This window comes from Nocardia fusca NBRC 14340, assembly GCF_001618425.1.
Classification (GTDB): domain Bacteria; phylum Actinomycetota; class Actinomycetes; order Mycobacteriales; family Mycobacteriaceae; genus Nocardia; species Nocardia fusca.
On sequence record NZ_BDCU01000041.1, the window covers coordinates 170582 to 189552 of the forward strand.

The following is an 18971-nucleotide window of genomic DNA, read 5'->3' on the forward strand; positions in this document are numbered from 1 at the left end:
TCGTGAGCAAGAAACCGGACACCACCGTCGAACTCGACCTCGGCGATGTCGACCACCGGGTCGGCAAACCGATCGGCGGCGGCCAGCTGTGGGATCCGTGCAGTACCTCCGATATCCGCCGCTGGGTGATGGCGATGGACTATCCGAACCCACTGCACTGGGATCAGGAGTTCGCCCGGGCGTCCCGGTACGGCGGGCTGGTCGCGCCGCAGTCGATCGCGGTGGCGCTGGACTACGGGCACGGCGCCGCACCGGCCTGCGTGGGCCGCATCCCCGACAGCCACCTCATCTTCGGCGGCGAGGAATGGTGGTTCTACGGCTGCCCGGTGCGGCCCGGTGACCAGCTGTTCCAGGAACGCCGTTTCCACGACTACAAGGTGGTCCAGACGAAATTCGCCGGGCCCACCATGTTCTCGCGCGGCGACACCGTCCACCGCAACCAGCACGGCGCCCTCGTCGCCAAGGAGCGTTCGACCGCGATCCGCTATCTCGCCGAGGAGGCGAACAAGCGCGGTATGTACGAGAACCAGCTCGGTGCGATCAAGAAGTGGACGGCCGCCGAACTGGCCGAGGTGGACGCGCTGCGCACCGAATGGCTGATGTCCAACCGGCTCGGCGTATCCCCGCATTTCGACGAGGTGAAGGTCGGCGACGCACTGCCCCGGCGGGTGATCGGCCCGCACAGTATCGCCAGCTTCACCACCGAGTACCGTGCCTTCCTGTTCAATATCTGGGGCACCTTCCGCTGGACCGCGCCCGCGGGTATCGAGGATCCCTGGGTGTACCAGGATCCGGGCTGGACCGAGGGCTTCGGCTTCGACGAAGAAGGCGCCAAGATCGACCCGCGACTGCGCGACGGGCTCTACGTCGGGCCCTCGCGCGGTCATATCGACGCCGAGAAAGCCGGTGACGTGGGTATGGCCCGGGCCTACGGCTACGGGGCGACCATGGGCGCGTGGTGCACCGATTACCTGGCCTACTGGGCCGGTAACGACGGGCTGGTCCGGCATACGAAAGCCGATTTCCGCCTGCCCGCGTTCGAGGGCGATGTCACCTACTTCGAGGGCGAGATCGTCGACAAGGACCCGGAATCGGGCTGGGGCGTACCGCTGGTCCGGGTGAAGCTGAAACTCACCAACCAGGACGGCGGTGTCCTGGTCGACTGCACCGCCGAAGTCGAACTGCCGCGGTAAGAGCGGATCCCGCGCCGCGCGCGATAGCACCGTCAGAGAGGACCACCGGCGATGAGCACCGGGCCCCAGCACACCCCCGACCCGGCGACGGCGATCGTCGCGGGACCGCCGCTGACCGAGGAGCCGGGGCTCGGGACGCTCACGCTCCCCGGATTCCTGCGCGAGGTCACCGAACAGTACGCGGCGCGAACCGCGCTCATATCCCCTGCCGACGGTATTGCGTGGACCTATGCCGACCTGTGGGAACGGGCCCGCGAGGTGGCCCGGGCCCTGCGCGCGTGCGGGGTCGGCAAGGACAGCCGGGTGGGCGTACTCATGACCAACCGTGCCGAATGGCTGTCCGCCGTCTTCGGCACCTCGCTGGCCGGCGGGGTGGCGGTCGCGCTCAGCACCTTCTCCACGGCGCCCGAACTGGATCATCTGCTCCGGGTTTCCGGAGTTTCGGTGCTCCTGTTCGAACGCGGCGTGGCCAAAACGGATTTCGGTGCCGTTCTCACCGAACTCGAACCGGGGCTCGCCACTGCCGCCCCCGGTGCGGTCTCCTCCCCGGCGTACCCCTTCCTGCGCCACCTCGCGGTGGTCGGCGACCCGATACCGGGTGCAGCGGTGGAGAGCTGGGACGCCTTCGTGGCCCGCGGCACCGAGACCGACCCGGCCCTGATCGAGGCCACCGCGGCAACAGTGCAACCCAGCGATACCGCGGTCCTCTTCTTCTCCTCCGGCACCACCAGCAAGCCGAAGGGTATCCGCAGCGCACATCGCGGTGTCACCCTGCAGATGTGGCGTTTCCGGCGGATGTTCGGTTTCGGCCCCGGCGACGAGGTGCGCTGCTGGACCGCGAACGGTTTCTTCTGGTCCGGCAATTTCGCCCAGGCACTGGGCGCTACGCTCGCCGCCGGCGGCACCCTGATCCTGCAATCGCTGTTCGACGCCGCCGCGACCCTCGAACTCATCCGGACGCACCGGGTGAACTTCCCGGTGGCCTGGCCGCACCAGCACGCCCAGCTCCAGGGCGCGCCCGGTTGGGAGACAGCGGATCTGAGCAGTCTGCGGTTCGTGGATCGCGACCTCCCGCTGGCCACCCACCCCACCGTCGACACCGACTGGACCGAACCCGGGCACGCCTACGGCAACACCGAAACCTTCACCATCACCACCTGTTTCCCGGCCTGCACGCCGGAGGAGACCATCGCCGGCAGCAGCGGGATACCGCTGCCGGGGGTGACGGTGAAGATCGCCGACCCGCTCACCGGCGCGGCGCTGCGCCGGGGCGAGCACGGTGAGATCTGCGTCAAGGGCCCGACTCTGATGCTGGGCTACCTCGGAACCCCGCTCGACGAGACGCTGGACGACGCCGGCTACTTCCACACCGGAGACAGTGGTTACCTCGACGAGCAGGGCCGCCTGTACTGGGAGGGCCGGCTCACCGACATCATCAAGACCGGTGGCGCGAATGTCTCCCCGCTCGAGGTCGACGAGGCCCTGGGACAGTTTCCGGGAGTCGAGATCGGCCGGACGGTCGGCGTCCCGCACGATACGCTCGGTGAGATGGTGGTCGCCTGTGTGGTCCCCCATACCGGCCGGACCCTGGACGCGGGCGCGATCCGGGACCATCTGCGCGCCCGGCTGGCCAGCTACAAGGTGCCGCGCGAGATCCTGTTCTTCACCCAGGAGGATCTCGCGCTGACCGGGAGCGCCAAGATCAAATCGAGCGATCTGCGCCGGCTGGCGGCCCAGCGGCTCGCCCCCGCGGAGTCACGGTAGCCGGAGGGCCCGGATAGCTGGTCGACGGCCTCCTCGACCCCGGTCACTCCCCCACGGGCCGCTCCCCGCGATAGCGATCGGCGAATTCGCGGCGGTGGTCGGCGGGAGTTCCGAACAGCGCACGGTCGAGCGTGGCACGTTTGAGATAGCGGTGGATACCGCTCTCCCAGGTGTAGCCGATACCGCCGTGCAACTGCACCGCCTTTCCGGCGATCCGGACCCCGGCTTCACCGGCACAGGCCTTTGCCGCCGACACGGCCCGGCGGGCGTGCGCGGTACCGTCCATCGGGACGGCCAGGGCGTCCGATACCAGCCGGCGCGCGACGGTGAGGTCCACGAGCATATCGGCGCAGGCGTGTTTGACCGCCTGGAATGAGCCGATCGGCCGGCCGAATTGCTCTCGGACGCGGACGTATTCGACCGTCGCGTCCAGCATGGCCGCGCCCACTCCCAGACTGTCGCAGGCCACCGCAAGCGCGGCACGGTCGTAGAGTGCGCGCGGTCCGCACACGATATCGGCGCGGAAGGGCCGGACCGCCTCCGGCGCGAGGACGACGCCCTGTGCCGCCACCCGTCCCAGCGACCGCGTTTCGTCCACCACCGGTCGCTCCTCGATGCGCACACCGGGCGCACCGGGCGCGACGACGGCCACCCACACGGCCCCGTCGGGAGCTCGAGCGGGAATCAACAGGGTGGTCGCCGCCGCGGCATCGGGCACGAAATCCGCACTTCCGGAGACTTCGAATCCCTCGATGGTTTGGACGATGCGGAAGGTGGGTACTATGCCTCCGGTGCCGGCACAAGCCGTTTCGCCGCCGGCCGCCGGCACCATATTTCCTCCCAGTACCGCGATGGGTATCGCGGTGCCGGCGACGGTTTCGCGCAGCACCGCGTCTCGGTGGGCGTTCGGCTCGAGCAGAGCCAGGGCGCCGATACCCACCGAGGCCACACTCGGATACGCGGTGCGCGCGACCGCCCGGCCCACTTCCTCCAGCAAAATGCCTACCTCGACGAGGCCGGCCCCGGCTCCCCCGTGCTCCTCCGCCACCTCCAGGCCCGGCCAGCCGGCCCGCACGAGCACCGGCCAGTCGATCCGGCCCGCGGCGCCACTCTTGCCGAGCAGTTCCCGGGCCACGGTGCGCAGTTCGTCATGGAATTCGGTGAATTCGCCGCTCATCACGCTCCCGCCGGTTCCCTGGGCAGGCCCAGACCCCGTTCCCCGATGATGGTGCGCTGGATCTCGCTGCTGCCGCCCGGCACCGTCCACTCCCACGAGCCGACGAAATCCAGTACCCAGGCACCGGATTCCCAACCGCCCGACATGGGCTTGCGCAGCACGGTCTGCCCCGGCAGACCACAGATCTCCGCCCCGAAATCGGTCATCCGCTGCAGAAGTTCGCTGTAGTACAGCTTGACCACGGAGGCGTCGGCCGGGCCGACGCTGCCCGCGTCGTGGCGTTCGACGAGGTCCCGGCACAGGGCACGCAACCCGGTCAGCTCGATTTCGAGCCGGGCCAGCCGATCGGCGATATATCCGTCGTCGACCGGGCGCCGCCCGAAGGCATCGGGTGTGCGACATTCCCGCACCAGCCACCCGAACCCGGCATTACCGAGCCGCTCCGCGAGTTCCAGCATGGTCAGGCCGCGTTCGGCGCCCAGCGTCTGCTGGGCCAGCTGCCAGCCCCGGTTCTCGGCGCCGATCAGATTCGCGGCCGGTATCCGCACCTCGTCCAGGAAGATCTCACAGAAATGCGATTCGCCGGTGGCCTGGCGGATCGGCCGCACCACGATCCCGGGCGTACGCATATCCATCAGGAAGTACGAGATTCCCCGGCGTTTGGGCGCGGCGGGGTCGGTACGCGCCAGCAGCAGGCACCAGTCGGCGTACTGGGCGCCGCTGGCCCACACTTTCTGCCCGGTCACCACATAGTCGTCGCCGTCGCGACGGGCGGTGGTGCGCAGCGCGGCCAGATCCGAGCCCGCGCCCGGTTCCGAGAATCCCTGCACCCACAGTTCCCCGTCGAGGATCGCGGGCAGATGACGCTGCCGCTGTTCGGCGGTACCGCCGGCCAGCAGGGTGGCCGCGGCATGGTGGATCGCCACGAACGCCAGCACCAGTCGGGGCGCGTCGTGCGCCGCGAGTTCCTGGTAGAGCACGATCTGCTCTGGAATCGGCATACCCCCGCCGAATTCGCGGGGCCAGTGCGGCACCGCGTACCCGGCGGCCCGCAACCGCTGGAACCAATCCCGCTGGAAGGCCACGAACTCCGCGTCGGTGGCACCGGTCTGGGTGGCCCGCCACTGCGCGGGGATATTCGCCCGGCACCACTGCCGCACGGTCTCCCGGAAGTCCGTGAGATCTCTGCCGGTCACGGTCACCTCCGCGTCATCGCCGGGCCCGCCCGCGCAGGGCCGCGAGCCGCGCCCGGTGCTCGGCCGACTGCATGGTCACCACCTCGGCGGCGAAACCGGCCTGCAGCGGACCCGCCAACGCCTGCGAAAGGTACATGTTCACCACCCGTTTGGTGCTGCTGAGCGCCTGCTGCGGCAGTCCGGCCAGCCGCTCGGCCAGCGCCCGGGCCGCGGCCGGCAGCTCCTCCGCCGGTACCGTCCGGCTGGCCAGCCCCAGCTCCACCGCGGTGGGCGCGTCGATCCGGTCGCCGGTGTACAGGTACTCGCGGGAACGCAGAATCGGGGTGAGCAGCGGCCAGAGCGCCGCGCCCCCGTCACCGGCCACCAGTCCCACGGCGATATGCGGATCGGCCAGGTGGGCGCGTTCGGAGATCAGGACGATATCGCACAGAATCGCGATACTCGCGCCCAGACCGACGGCCGGGCCGTTCACCGCGGCGATCACCGGCAACGGGAAGCGCAGCAACTCCTCGATGATCTCCGCGCCCTCCCGGATGCTCTCGTCCCGGGCCACCGGATCGTCCACGAACGAGGTGATCCAGTCGAGATCACCCCCCGCGCTGAACGCTCGACCGGCACCGGTGAGTATCACCACCCGGGCCTCGGTGTCGGCGGCAAGCTGCCGCCAGATCTGTGCCAGCCCTCGGTGCAGGTCGGCGTTCACGGCGTTGAGTTCCGCCGGCCGATCGATGGTGACGATGCGTACCGGGCCCGCTGCGGTAACGGTCAGTACATCGGGCAGGTCGTATCGCACAGTGCCTCACACTCCCGCCGGATCGGAGAACAAACCCGCCAGGCCGCGCCGGCCGACCCGGTCGGTCAGCAGTTGCTCGGTGGTCACCGCGCCGAACGGCAATCGGCGCAGCGGCAGGCTGTACCGGGACAGCCACGACAGGGTGGTCTCGTCGCAGAAGCCGACCGCGCCGTGCAACTGGTGCGCGGTCCGGAACACGATATCGGCGGCTTCCAGCGCCGCCAGCCGCAACGCCAGCGCGTCGTCGACCGCTTCCGGGCGACCGGTCTGGATACTCCACAGCGCGTACCTGGCCAGCAGGTCGACTCCCCGCCGCTCGACCTCGGCGTCGGTGAGCTGGAACTGAACTCCTTGGAACTGGGCCAGCGGCCGCCCGAACTGTTCGCGGATCGACACATGGGTGCGGGCGAGTTCCAGGGCGCGGTCCAGCATTCCCAGCAGCGTCCAGCACGGGAGGGTCAGCGCGAGCGCGAGATCCGCGCTGCCGTCGCCCTCGAGTGGCCGGATGTCGAGCGGGGCGACGAACGCCGAATCCCGGACCGGACCGTCGGGCACCGGTCGCGCGGTTCCTCGTGCACCGCCGGGCGTCACGGTCGCCCACCGCAGATCCAGCTCCGCCACCGGTCCCGCGGGCTCCGCACCCGCGACCACGATCAGACCGTCGTGGTCCGGGCCCGCCGGCCGCGCCAGCCGTTCGGCCACCGGGTAGGGAGTCGCCCAGTATCCGGCGCCACGACACAGCGCGGCCGCCGCCTCCAATTCGACGGGATCCCGTCGCGGGGCCAGTTCCCAGGCACCGAGGCCGGTGAGCACGGGCTCGACCACCCGCTGCCGGTCGCGCGGGTCCTGTTCGGCCCGCCGCACCAACTCGTCCCCGCCCGCCGCGCCCAGCGCGCGCACCACTTCGCGACCGAACTCGGCGGCCTCGGGCGCGAGTTCGATCCGCACCTCGTGGGCGGCGCCGGCCGGCCCGCTCGACGTACTCACACTGTCCTCCTCCGCCGACCGCGACAACACCTGCGGTTGTGCGCCCCCATCACGGATTCCGCCGCCCGCGCCGGGTGGCTCTCCGGCGCCGCGGGTTCCCCTCGGTCACGACCCGACCCGTCCGGGCTGTCGCCGCCGGCCCCGCACCGCGCCGGCCGCGGATTCCGTCGCCCGCTCCCGCCCCGACCCGGGAGCCGCCAGCAGTTCGCGGGCGAGCAGAATGCGCTGCACCTCGATACTTCCGGACGCGACGGTCGCGGCATTCGCATAGCGCCAGTGGTCGTGGACGGCCCGCCGGAACCGACGGCGCGTCTCCGAATCGCCCCGCACCGCCGCCGCGAGTTCCACCAGGACCTCCGCGCTCTCCTGGTCGAGACGGGTTACCGCGATCCGGTAGGCCGCGGCGTCGCCCGGCGCCACCGTGCCCGAACTCTGCAGCGACAGCACCTGGTAGGCGAGCAGCCGCGCGCGGCGGCACCGGGTGAGCATGCGCGCCCAACGCCCCCGCAGGGCTTCCGGGATCTCGTCCCAGCTCTCGCCGAGCACCTCGGGCGCGGCGTGCAGCAGCCGCTCGCAGCGGGCGTAGCGGGCGATGCCGACGCGTTCGAACGCCAGCACTTCCTGTACCACCGACCAGCCGTGGTCCACCTCGCCGAGCGCCTCGGCTTCGGTGGCCCGGACACCGTCGAAGAAGACTTCGTTGAGATGGTGCGGACCCAGCATGGAGGCGATCGGCCGGACCGTGATGCCCGGATCGGTCATCGGCAGCAGGAAAACGGTGAGTCCCTGCTGTTTGCGCCCGGCGTTCGAGGTGCGCGCGAGTAGGAAGCACCATTGGGCCATGGAGGCGTAGGAGGTCCAGATCTTCTGGCCGGAAATGGCCCACCCGTCGCCGTCGTGGCGGGCGGTGGTGCGCAGCGAGGCCAGGTCCGAGCCCGCCTCGGGTTCGCTGAAGCCCTGACACCAGACGACCTCGCCGCGCGCGATCGGGGGCAGGTGTTTGCGCTGCTGTTCCGGGGTGCCGTGCCGCATGATGGTCGGACCGACCCAGTTGACGCCCATGTACTGCCCACCGCGCGGTTCGTGGTGTGCCCACATCTCCTCGCGGACCACGGTCTGCTCCCAGGTCGACGCCCCGCGGCCGCCGAATTCCTCGGGCCAGGCCAGGCAGAGCAGACCGCGGTCGGCCAGGGTCGCGCAGAAACGCTGCGCGACGGCAAGGTCGGCGGGATCGTCGGTGAAGGCGCCCAGATAGTCGGCGGGGACCTCGTCGGTGATCAACCGGCGGAGCTCGCCGCGGAGCTTCGCGGCGGTCGCACCCATCGTGAAGTCCATGGGCGTACCCTACGGCAATCCTCATAAGGATTGCAATGTTTACTGGTTTGGTCTATCCGTTCCACGCGGCGCCGACCCGGCCTCATGGCGGCGAGCCGGACGGCCGGGTCGCCGCCGCGGCAGCAGCCAGACAGAAGTCCCCCAGCCGCGCGACCTCCGCGGCGGTGGGCTCGGTATCCGACCACAGGTACTCCGACAACTTCCCGATGGTCGCGTAGGCGACCAGCCCGGCCGCGAATTCCGGTTCGGCCACGCCGAGTTCGGCGAACGGCGCGTGGAGCAGTACCGCGAGCCGACGCGGCGCCGAGCCGGCCTGCCCGGTCACCAGATCCGCCCCCAACGCGCCGGTATGACACAGCACGGCCCGCGTATCGGCCGCGAGCGCCGGTTCGGCCTGCGCCAGGATGGCCGCCACCCAGCAGCGCACCCGGGCCCGCGGCTCCTCCTCCTTGGACATCCGGTGCGCGACATATTCCGCCAGCCGTTCCGCACCGTCGGCGAGTACCGCCGCCATCAGCGCGTCCTTGGACGGGAAGTGCCGGTAGAACGCATCGTTGGACAACCCCGCGGCGGCGACGATATCGGCCACTCGGGGACGCGCCCCGGCTCCACACCGCCGCACCTGGTCCAACGCGGCATCCAGCAGCCGGCGGATCTCACCGGCGTATTCGGCCTCCCGTTCGGCCACCGCCTTCCGGGCGATCCGGCCGACCAGATCCGACTCCGGAAGAATTGCATTCTTGTTCACAAGAAGTATATTCTCACTGCAGGAGAGGAGGCGCAAATGGCATGGGATTTCGAGACCGAACCCGACTTCCAGGCGAAGCTCGACTGGGCCGATGCGTTCGTACGCGACGAGGTCGAACCACTGGATCTCCTCTGGCCGCACGAGCAGTTCGTGCCCCTGGAGGGCGCCCGGCGAGCGGCGGTTGACCCGCTCAAAAAGCGGGTCCGCGACCAGGGGCTGTGGGCGACCCACCTCGGCCCGGACCTGGGCGGACAGGGTTACGGTCAGCTGAAACTGGCCCTGCTCAACGAGATCCTGGGCCGCAGTTCCTGGGCTCCCATCGTCTTCGGTTGCCAGGCGCCCGATACCGGCAATGCCGAGATCATCGCGCACTACGGCACCGCGGCCCAGAAGGAGCGGTACCTGCGACCGCTGCTCGACGGCGAACTCTTCTCCTGCTATTCGATGACCGAACCGCAGGCCGGCGCCGACCCCACCCTGTTCCGCACCCGCGCCGTACGCGACGGGGACGACTGGGTGATCAGCGGCTGGAAGTTCTTCTCCTCCAACGCCCGCACCGCCGCCTTCCTCATAGTGATGGCGGTGACGGACCCGGAGGTGAGCCCCTACCAGGGCATGTCGATGTTCCTGGTCCCCACCGACACCCCCGGTATCCGCATCGAACGCAATATCGGCCTGGCCGGCGAACCACTGAACGACGGCTCGCACGCACTGATCCACTACGACGATGTCCGCGTACCCGCCGAGGCCCTGCTCGGCGCGGCCGGGCAGGCGTTCGTGATCGCGCAGACCCGGCTCGGCGGGGGCCGTATCCATCACGCCATGCGCACCATCGGGCTCGCGCAGAAGGCCCTGGACATGATGTGCGAACGCGCGCTGAGCCGGGAAACCGCCGGCAGCCGGCTCGCCGACAAACAGTTCGTCCAAGGCTATATCGCCGATTCCTACGCCCAGCTGAAACAGTTCCGGCTGCTGGTGCTGTACACGGCCTGGGAAATCGACAAATACAACGACTACAAGAAAGTCCGCAAGGATATCGCCACGGTGAAGGTCGTGATGCCGACCGTGCTGCACGATATCGCCTGGCGGGCCATGCAGGTGCACGGTGCGCTGGGCACCACCAACGAGCTGCCCTTCTTCACCATGATCCACGGCGCCGGCGTGATGGGCCTGGCCGACGGCCCGACCGAGGTGCACAAGATGACCGTCGCCAAACAGGTCCTGCGCGACCACCGGCCCAGTGCCGATCAGTGGCCCACGGAATGGATACCGCGCAGGCTCGCGGCGGCTCGCGCCAAATACGCCGACTACCTGGAGAACGAAGTAGGCAACCAATGATCGATTTCGCGCCGCTGGCGCAGTGGATGGACGAGGCCGGGCTACCGGGCAAGGGCGAACCGCTGGAGACCCGATTCCTGTCGGGCGGCACGCAGAACGAGATCTACGAGATCACCCGCGGCGAGCACCGCAATGTGCTGCGGATACCACCGGCCGGGGCGCCGGCCGACCGCGACAACGGCATCCTGCGGGAGTGGCGGATCATCGAGGCGCTGGCCGGTACCGACGTTCCGCACACCGACGCCGTGGCGGTCTGCACCGACCCCTCGGTACTCGGCCGCACGTTCTACCTGATGGGATTTGTGGACGGCTGGTCACCGATGGATCATCGCCGGGTCTGGCCGGCCCCCTTCGACACCGACCTCACCGCCCGCGCCGGACTGGCCTATCGGCTCGCCGAAGGCATCGCGCTGCTGTCCAGGGTGGATTGGCGGGCCCGGGGGCTGCACGATCTGGGGCGGCCGGACGGATTCCACGAGCGTCAGGTCGCCCGGTGGACCGGCTTCTTCGAGCGGATCAAGGGCCGCGACCTCGAGGGGATGGACACCGCCACCCGCTGGCTACGCGAGCACCGCCCCCTGGACTACATACCCGGTCTGATGCACGGCGATTACCAGTTCGCCAATGTCATGTATCGCGAGGGCGGACCGGCCCGCCTGGCCGCCATCGTCGACTGGGAGATGGGTACCGTCGGCGATCCGAAGCTGGATCTGGCGTGGATGGTACAGAGCTGGCCGGAGGACACCTCGGCTCCCGAGGCCGCCGAATCGGGCTACGTGGATATGCGCGGGATGCCCTCCCGCGACCAGGTGGTGGCACATTACGCGCAGGTGTCGGGCCGGCAGGTCGACGATCTCGACTACTACCTGGTCCTGGCCAAATGGAAGCTCGCGATCGTACTGGAACAGGGCTTCCAGCGAGCGGGCGACGATGTGAAACTGCAATCCTTCGGCCCGATCGTGCCCGAACTCATGCGCTCGGCCGCCGAACTCACCGAGACAACGGAGTACGCGTCATGAACGAGTCGGGCCCGGAGGCGGCAGCGGAGCATACCCATGGAGGGCCTCGGTCATGACCGATCGACACAGCATGAGTGATGAAGAATTCCTGGTGGAGCACCGCGGTCCGGTCACCGTGCTCACCCTGAACCGCCCGCAGGCACGCAACGCGCTCAACGGCAACCTGATCGCCGGTATCGGCGCCACCGTCCTGGCCGCCGAACAGGATTCCGGCACCCGGGCCCTGGTCCTCACCGCCGCCGGGGACCGCGCATTCTGCTCGGGAATGGACCTGCGCGCGTTCTCCGGCGGTGCGGACGTCGGGTTCGGCGACACCCCGGAGAACCGGGCCTTCCAGCGCCTCACCCGCGGCGCCGTCGCGGTTCCCGTGGTCGGAGCTGCCAACGGCACCGCGGTCGGCGGCGGATTGGAACTGCTGCTCGGCTGTGATCTCATCATCGCCGCGGACACCGCGAAATTCGGCCTGCCCGAGGTGCAGCGCGGACTCTTCCCCGGTGGTGGGGGAACTTATCTCGCCGAGCGCGTTCCGCTCGGGATCGCATTGCAATTGACACTCACCGGCGAATTCTTCAGCGCCGCGCGTGGCTACGAGATCGGCCTGATCAATGCCGTGGTCCCGGCCGGCCACGTGCTCGACACAGCCCTCGATTTCGCGGACCGGATCGCCGCGAACGGACCGCTGGGGGTCGCCGCCTGCAAGGAACTGGTACGCCTGTCGGTCACCGACCCCGACAAGGCAGCGCAACGGCTGCGGCACTGGCAGGGTGTGGTCTTCGCCAGCGAGGACGCCAAGGAGGGCGCGACGGCGTTCATGGAGAAACGCGCCCCGGTGTGGCAGGGCAGATGACCGTGGTGCGGGCGGTGGTCTGCCCCGAGTACGGATCGCCGGAGGTATTGCGGATCGAACGGCGACCGCTCCCCCGGCCGGGTCCCGGGCAGGCGCGGATACGGGTGCGCGCGGCCGCGGCGAACTTTCCCGATGTTCTGCTGATCGCCGGTCGATACCAGATCACCGTGCCGCCGCCCTTCGTCCCGGGCAGCGAGTTCGCGGGCCACATCACCGAACTCGGCTCGGACTGCCCGGGATTCGCACTCGGCGACCGCGTGTCCGGAACCGGCCTGTACGGGGCGTTCGCCGAGGAGATCGTCGCCCCGGCCACGAATCTGGCGCCGATCCCGCCGGGCGTGGACGACCGGACCGCCGCCGCGTTCGGTGTCGCCTACCGCACCGCGTACCACGCGCTGCGGTCGGTGGCCCGGGTGGGCCCGGGTGACACCGCGGTCGTGCTCGGCGCCGGCGGCGGGGTCGGATTGGCGGCGGTACAGCTGGCCGGCGCCCTCGGCGTCGAGGTGGTGGCGATCGCGTCTTCGCCCGAAAAGCTCTCCGCCGCGGAGTCCTACGGGGCGAAGTACCTGATCGACCATCGTGAGTCCGATGTGCGGGCGGCCCTGCGCGCGGCGGTCCCCGAGGGCGCCGCCGCGGTACTGGATCCCGTCGGCGGTGACCTGTCCGAACCGGCGCTGCGCGCGCTGGGCCGCGGCGGCCGCTTCGTCACCATCGGCTACGCCTCTGGAACGGTTCCGCGCATACCACTGAACCTGGTACTGGTCAAAGGACTGCAGATCGTCGGCTTCCAGTTCCGCGATATCGACCCGGACGAGTTCGACCGCAACGAGCGGGAACTGGCAGGTCTGCTCGCCGACGGCCGGGTCGCACCGCATATCGGCGCCACCTTCCCGCTCGCGGATACCGCCCGGGCCCTCGAACGGGTCGCCGCGGGCCGGGCCGTCGGCAAGGTGGTCATCGATATGACCGCCTGATCGGCCCGGGCGCCGTGCCGGACAAAATGGCTCGCTCGAGGACCCCGGTTCGCTTTAGCGTTCCCGGGTCCGCCGATCACGCACTCTCCCGCACAGCGGTCGGTGAACCCTCTGCAGCCGAGAGAAAGCGACATCGTCCATGAGCAGCGACCCCCGAATTCGCACTACGGCCGGAACAGTCCGGGGAAGGTGGGAAGACGCCGTCGCGGTCTTCCGGGGCATCCCGTACGCCGAGCCGCCGTTCGGTGCGCTGCGTTTCATGGCGCCCGTCCGGGCGCGTCCATGGGACGGCACCCAGAACGCCTGGGAGTACGGTCCCCCGGTCCCCCAAGCCGGTATCGCGACGTCGATGTCCGGTGATCGAGCCCCCGACTGCCTGACGCTCAATGTCTGGACTCCCGATCCCGGTGCCGCCGGGCTGCCGGTGCTGGTGTGGATCCATGGCGGCGGCTATCAGGAGGGCACCTCGGCCAACCCGCACGCCGACGGGACGACGCCGGCCAGGTCAGGCGCGGTGGTGGTCAGCCTGAACTATCGCGTCGGGGTCGAGGGTTTCGCCCACATGATCGGAGCACCGGCCAACCGCGGAATCCTCGACCAGATCGCCGCCCTGCGGTGGGTTCAGGACAATATCGCCGCGTTCGGGGGGAATCCGGGCAACGTCACCGTCTTCGGTCAGTCCGCCGGCGCGGGATGCATCGCCGCGCTGCTGGGCATGCCGGCCGCGGCGGGGCTGTTCCGCCGCGCCATCCCGCAGAGCGTGCCGGGTACCTTCTTCGCCCCGGAGCTCGCGGCCGCGATCACCGCGGCGATCGCGGCCGAGGCCGGTGCCCGAGCGACCGTCGAAGAAATGGCCGCCATCGACCCGCGCATCCTGGTCGACGCCGAGAACACGATTTTGGAAAAGATGCCCGCGTTCGGCGAAACGTGGGGGCCGATGGCCTTGACGCCGTCACCGTTCTCACCTGTCGTCGATGGTGACATCCTGCCCGCGGCACCATGGCCGGCGCTCGCCGCCGGTGCCGCACGAGACATCGACCTGCTCGTGGGCCATACCCGAGACGAATACCGGCTGTTCAACACCCGGCTCGGCACCGAGATGACCGACGAGGAGGTGGACACCACCCTTGGGTGGCTCGCGCCCGGATCCGACGGCAGCCGCCGTTATCGCGGCGCGTATCCCGAGGCCACCCCCGCCGAGCTGTACGAACTCGTCCACGCCGACGCGCTGTTCCGGATGCCCACCCTGCATCTCGCCCAAGCGCAGCAGGCGGGGGGCGGCTCCGCCTGGCTCTATGAACTGTGCTGGAGTTTCAACCGCGAGCAGGGCGCCTCCCACAGCCTCGACTTCCTGCTCGTGTTCGGCACACTCGGTCCCGACGACATCCGCGCCCACCGGTCCGCGCATCCGGACGCCGCCGACCAGGTCACCGCCGTCTCCCGGCGGATGCGCACCGACTGGCTGGACTTCGCCACCCACGGAAACCCCGGCTGGCCCCGCTACCACCCGGCCGACCGCACCACCCGCGTCTACGACACCGCACCGACGACCCGGCCGTACCCCGAGGAGCGCTCACGCCGAATCTGGTCCGACCACCGATTCGGCACCTTGCCCCTACCGGATCCGCGTTCCTGAGCGTCCTCGACACGCTGCCGGCCGGTGTCCCGGCCACTGCTTCAGACGAGGGGGTTGGTCGAGAAGTCGACCTGACGCCGGGCGTTGGACAGCGTGGTCACCACGCAGGTGCCGACGGCCCCGGTGCGGTCGTACAGGGTGGCGGCGCCGATGGAGATCCCGGCCGAGGCGATGATGTTGTCGGCGCGCAGGCCGAGTTCGTAGCCGGTCGGGAGCCGCGAAAGGTTCACCGTCACATCGGCGTTGATGTAACCCGCGCCCTCGGTTCCCCAGTGACACAGGTGGTTGGTGGCGTCGCCCATGATCGCGGCGCGCTGGAACGGGGTGATCGGCTCGCCCGCGATCAGCGGCGGCAGGCTCTGCCAGGTGACCTTGCGGTCGGCGTTCTGATTCGCGCCGAAATCGGCGGTCCAGTCGCGGTCACCGCTTTTGAACAGCGGCGGGGAGCCCTCCGGGGACATACAGCCCTCGGCGGGAACAGGCAGCTTCTCGGCCGGACTCCATACCTGCCCCGGCGGTTCGGCGCCGGGAGTCAAGAACACGGCGCAGGCCCGGGCCCGGTCTCGGCCATCCTGTACCAGTGCGGTGTCGGCGACGGTGATCCGGGAGCCGCGGCGGACCACGGTGGTGCGCATATCGAACGGCGCGTTGAGCACCGGCCGATAGAGATCCACGGTGAGCCGGGCCGGAACGAAGTCGTCGGGGCAGTACCCCTCCAGCTCCCGGGCGAGCAGACCACACACTCCCGTTCCACTGAGGTTCGCCGGCGCCCACGGGCTGATCGCCAGCTTCTCCGCGACGAGCCGATCGCCTTGCCATTCGAAGAAGCTCACCATCTGTAGTCGGTCCCCCTTCGGAATCCTGCTCTGACGCACGGGAATGGAACACGTTACCGGCTCGGCACCGACCGGGCAGGCCGACCCGGTACCCGCAGCTTCTACCACGACACCTGCGGCTTTCGGACCACCGCCGCCGGTCTGGTGCGATTGAACTGACCTCGAGCAGGCTTCCGGGTGTGCTCACCGTTTGACCACCATCTCCAATCCCGCCCGGAACGGCAGAGTCTGGGCGAGCAGGCCGTTGGCGGGGTCCTCGATGAGGGCGAACGCATCGCGGTAGTCCTCCCGATGCCCCTCGGTGTTGTCGATCAGCACAACGCCGCCGGGCCGCAGTCTCGGTGCGATCATTTCGAGCGCCGGCCGCGCCAGCACCGGCCAGATATCGATCAACGCGAGATCGAGTGGCGCTTCCAGATCGGCCAGCGGCGCGCGGATATCCCCCACGCGTAGATCGATCACACTCTGCAAACCCGCGCGGCGGAAATGTTCCCGGGCGACCGCGGCTTTGGCGGGTTCGATCTCGGTGCCTACCACGGTGCCCGCGCCGCCGTCGCTTTCGGTCACCAGACGCACCGCCTGCGCCAGGTAGAGCGTCGACACACCATGGGATGTGCCGACCTCCACCACCCGGCGGGCTCGCATGGCCAGGCACAACCGGTGGCACAGCGACGACCGAGGTGGTTCACACAGTCGAGAGACTACTCACGGCAACGCGATAGGGCCCGAAGGCGGGCTGCCACTGCGGCGTGGGTTCGGGCGCGAGATCGCTCAATCGGCCGGTGGACGCCGACGCCGATCGAGTCGGTCGGCTTTGTCGCGCAGGTAGCGCTGTTCGGCTTGGTTGCCGGTCAGGTCGGCGGCGCGGCGGAAGAGCTCGGCCGCGGTGGTGCCGTCGCCGGTCTGCTGGAGGAGGTGCGCGCGTACAGCGTGTTCGCGTTGCCGGGTGAGGGGATTGCGGTCCAGGTGGTGGTGTCGATCGAGGTCGTCGAGCAGGGCGAGACCGCGGGCGGGCCCGTAGGCGTGGGCGACGGCCACGACGCGGGCGAGCCGGACGGGCGGGGTGGGAGTGAGGCGTTCGAGCCACAGGTAGAGCATCGCGATCTGCGGCCAGTCGGTCCGGCCCGGTTCGGCGGCGGCGTGCACCGCGGCGATGGCGGCCTGGAGTTGGTATGGGCCGGCCGGACCGCGGTTCCAGACACCATCGATGAGTGCGGTTCCCTCATCGATCAGTTCGCGGTCCCACCGAGTGGCGTCCTGTTCCGCGAGGGGTATCAGTTCGCCGGCGTCGGTGCGTGCCGCGCGGCGGGATTCGGTGAGCAGCATGAGTGCGAGCAGGCCGGTCACTTCCGCGTCGTCGGGGTCGGTGGCGTGCAGCATTCGGGTCAGACGGATGGCCTCGCCGGTGAGATCGACCCGGGTGAGATCGGCTCCGGCGGTGGCGGTGTAGCCCTCGTTGAAGATGAGGTAGAGCACGCGCAGGACTGCGGTCATCCGACTGTCGCGGTCGCTGTCGGTGGGTGGGGTGAAGCGGGCGCCGGCCTTGGCGAGTTGTTGTTTGGCGCGACTGATCCGGGTGCCCATGGTGGCCTCGGTCGTGCCGTAGGCGTGCGCGATCTCGGCGGTGGTCAGGCCGCCGACCGCTCGGAGGGTCAGTGCCACCTGCGAGGTGTGGCCGAGCGCGGGATGGCAGCACAGCAGGAGCAGGGTGAGGCTGTCGTCGAGGTCTATAATCTGCGCGTGCCGCGTGGTTTCGGTCATGGCCAGTTCCGCGGCGCCGGCTTCCAGTTCACGGCGGCGGCGAGCCCGGTCGGAGCGCAGTAGATCGATCATGCGCCGGTAGGCGATTCGAATGAGCCAGCTCCGCGGACGGTCGGGGACCCCATCGAGCGGCCACGCGCGCGCGGCGATCAGCAACGCTTCCTGCACGGCGTCCTCGGCGATATCGAAGCGTCCGAAGCGGCGGACCAGGGCGCCGAGGACCTGCGGCGCTTCCGCGCGCAGCAGGCCCTCGATCTCGGGGGTCATGCGGTGAAGTCTTCGCCCATGACCGGACGGATCTCGATCGGCTCGCCGAGTGCTTCGACGATACGGGCGGCGATCTCCACGGCTCGTTCGTGGTCGGCGACATCGATCACGGCGAAGCTGGCCAGGACCTCTTTCAGTTCGGCGAACGGGCCGTCGGTGGCCACCACACCGTCCGCGGTTTTGCGGACCGTGGTGCTGACGGCCGGATGGCCCAGGCCCTCGCTGGTGACCAGTTCACCGGCGGTGGTCAGTTCCTGTTCCAGTTGCCGGTAGGTGGCGAACGCCGCCAGCGCCTCCGCCGAGGGAGTGTCGGCGGTCGCGGCGTCCCACGCGGTGGCCGGGGTGTAGCCGAGCAGCAGGTATTTCACGGTACGTCCTTCCGATGCGGTCGGGTTGTCATCACGGTAACCGGGAGGAGTCGCGGCCCGCTCCGGCTGCGCAGCGCTGGGACAGCGCCAGCACGGTGGTCCAGGTGAAGGCGATCAGACCGTTGATGGCGATCTGGATGCTCATATAGCCGGGCGACATCGGTACCAGCAGAACGAGTCCGGCAGCGGCGCTCGCCACGGCGGGCAGCACGATCCGGCGGCGCGCACACCGCACGCTCAGCACCAGGGCCGCGATCGCGAGCGCGGTGAAGGCCACCGCGGCGGCGGCCGAGTGCGCAATGCCGTGCCAGGACATCTGCGCGACCGGCCCCTCCGGGGTGCCGGCCGGGAAACCCTTCTCCGGATCCATGGTGAACACCCCGGCCGCGATGAGTCCGATTCCGAAAACTCCCACCAGGATCGGTAGCGCCCGCCGCCCGAGTCCGTCCGCGAGAGTGCGGCGGAGGCCGGCGGCCAGGGCCAGCGCGCCCATCCCGGCGGCGATGAAGGTGATGATCTGAATCCAGCCGAGATCCCCGGTGGCGAGCTGGCTGATCGGGTGCCGGGTGATGTCGAAGCCCGCACGGGTGAGCATCTGCGCGATCGCCGAAGCGAAGAACACCGGACCGGCGGCGGCACCTACGAGCAGTAGGAACCCGGTTGCCGGAGCAGGCGCGTTTTCGGAGGGGGAGGCGGTCGGGGCGCTGGATGCGAGAGTCATCGGTGTTCCCT

The 18971-nt window shown here is 69.6% G+C and carries 18 protein-coding genes; 7 read left to right on the top strand and 11 right to left on the bottom strand.

All coding sequences use genetic code 11. The features are described 5' to 3' along the window. Positions 1–2 precede the first annotated feature (2 nt). The gene (locus NF4_RS26765) at positions 3–1193 is read left to right on the top strand and encodes a MaoC family dehydratase (RefSeq protein WP_063130144.1); all 1191 of its coding nucleotides are present in this window, start codon (positions 3–5) and stop codon (positions 1191–1193) included. A 51-nt stretch (positions 1194–1244) separates the two neighbouring features. Beyond that, positions 1245–2957 (top strand): class I adenylate-forming enzyme family protein, encoded by a 1713-nt coding sequence (locus NF4_RS26770; RefSeq protein WP_063130145.1) that lies wholly within the window; start codon positions 1245–1247, stop codon positions 2955–2957. A 43-nt stretch (positions 2958–3000) separates the two neighbouring features. Here NF4_RS26770 and NF4_RS26775 read toward each other — a convergent pair whose 3' ends face one another. From NF4_RS26775 to NF4_RS26800, 6 genes are all read right to left on the bottom strand, one after another. After that, positions 3001–4134, bottom strand: a complete 1134-nt coding sequence (locus NF4_RS26775) for an acyl-CoA dehydrogenase family protein (protein ID WP_063130146.1) — start codon at positions 4132–4134, stop codon at positions 3001–3003. Beyond that, complete coding sequence (locus tag NF4_RS26780) at positions 4134–5330, bottom strand: acyl-CoA dehydrogenase family protein (protein WP_063130178.1); 1197 nt, start codon at positions 5328–5330, stop codon at positions 4134–4136. The genes NF4_RS26775 and NF4_RS26780 overlap by 1 nt, the downstream gene beginning before the upstream one ends. Before the next feature lie 13 nt (positions 5331–5343). Further along, entirely contained in the window at positions 5344–6123 is a 780-nt protein-coding gene (locus tag NF4_RS26785) for an enoyl-CoA hydratase/isomerase family protein (RefSeq protein WP_063130147.1), read from the bottom strand. 6 nt (positions 6124–6129) lie between these two features. Next, the gene (locus NF4_RS26790; protein ID WP_063130179.1) at positions 6130–7071 is read right to left on the bottom strand and encodes an acyl-CoA dehydrogenase family protein; all 942 of its coding nucleotides are present in this window, start codon (positions 7069–7071) and stop codon (positions 6130–6132) included. A 144-nt stretch (positions 7072–7215) separates the two neighbouring features. Next, complete coding sequence (locus tag NF4_RS26795; protein WP_063130148.1) at positions 7216–8445, bottom strand: acyl-CoA dehydrogenase family protein; 1230 nt, start codon at positions 8443–8445, stop codon at positions 7216–7218. Between the two features lie 82 nt (positions 8446–8527). Then, positions 8528–9193, bottom strand: coding sequence for a TetR/AcrR family transcriptional regulator (locus tag NF4_RS26800; protein ID WP_063130180.1), 666 nt, complete (start codon positions 9191–9193; stop codon positions 8528–8530). 36 nt (positions 9194–9229) lie between these two features. On the opposite strand from NF4_RS26800, the gene NF4_RS26805 reads away from it, so the two are divergent. The 5 genes from NF4_RS26805 (at position 9230) to NF4_RS26825 (ending at position 15007) form a co-directional block, all read left to right on the top strand. Further along, entirely contained in the window at positions 9230–10531 is a 1302-nt protein-coding gene (locus tag NF4_RS26805; RefSeq protein ID WP_063130149.1) for an acyl-CoA dehydrogenase family protein, read from the top strand. After that, positions 10528–11550 carry a phosphotransferase family protein gene (locus NF4_RS26810; RefSeq protein ID WP_063130150.1) on the top strand — a complete coding sequence of 341 codons (1023 nt, stop codon included), beginning with the start codon at positions 10528–10530 and terminating at the stop codon, positions 11548–11550. Before NF4_RS26805 ends, NF4_RS26810 begins: the two co-directional genes overlap by 4 nt. Positions 11551–11620: 70 nt before the next feature. Continuing rightward, the gene (locus NF4_RS26815) at positions 11621–12397 is read left to right on the top strand and encodes an enoyl-CoA hydratase-related protein (protein ID WP_232330659.1); all 777 of its coding nucleotides are present in this window, start codon (positions 11621–11623) and stop codon (positions 12395–12397) included. 5 nt (positions 12398–12402) lie between these two features. After that, entirely contained in the window at positions 12403–13371 is a 969-nt protein-coding gene (locus NF4_RS26820) for an NADPH:quinone oxidoreductase family protein (protein WP_063130181.1), read from the top strand. A 139-nt stretch (positions 13372–13510) separates the two neighbouring features. After that, positions 13511–15007: a carboxylesterase/lipase family protein gene (locus NF4_RS26825; RefSeq protein WP_063130152.1), complete on the top strand. Its 1497-nt coding sequence runs from the start codon at positions 13511–13513 to the stop codon at positions 15005–15007. Between the two features lie 41 nt (positions 15008–15048). Here the strand turns inward: NF4_RS26825 and NF4_RS26830 are convergent, their stop codons facing one another. From NF4_RS26830 to NF4_RS26850, 5 genes are all read right to left on the bottom strand, one after another. Further along, complete coding sequence (locus NF4_RS26830; RefSeq protein ID WP_063130153.1) at positions 15049–15843, bottom strand: acyl-CoA thioesterase domain-containing protein; 795 nt, start codon at positions 15841–15843, stop codon at positions 15049–15051. 183 nt (positions 15844–16026) lie between these two features. Then, positions 16027–16488 carry an O-methyltransferase gene (locus NF4_RS26835; RefSeq protein WP_063130154.1) on the bottom strand — a complete coding sequence of 154 codons (462 nt, stop codon included), beginning with the start codon at positions 16486–16488 and terminating at the stop codon, positions 16027–16029. A gap of 126 nt (positions 16489–16614) precedes the next feature. Beyond that, entirely contained in the window at positions 16615–17871 is a 1257-nt protein-coding gene (locus NF4_RS26840) for an RNA polymerase sigma factor (RefSeq protein ID WP_063130155.1), read from the bottom strand. Then, complete coding sequence (locus NF4_RS26845; protein WP_063130156.1) at positions 17868–18239, bottom strand: YciI family protein; 372 nt, start codon at positions 18237–18239, stop codon at positions 17868–17870. The genes NF4_RS26840 and NF4_RS26845 overlap by 4 nt, the downstream gene beginning before the upstream one ends. 31 nt (positions 18240–18270) lie before the next feature. Next, positions 18271–18971 (bottom strand): DUF998 domain-containing protein (locus tag NF4_RS26850; protein WP_232330661.1); only part of this gene is annotated, 701 nt, incomplete at its 5' end.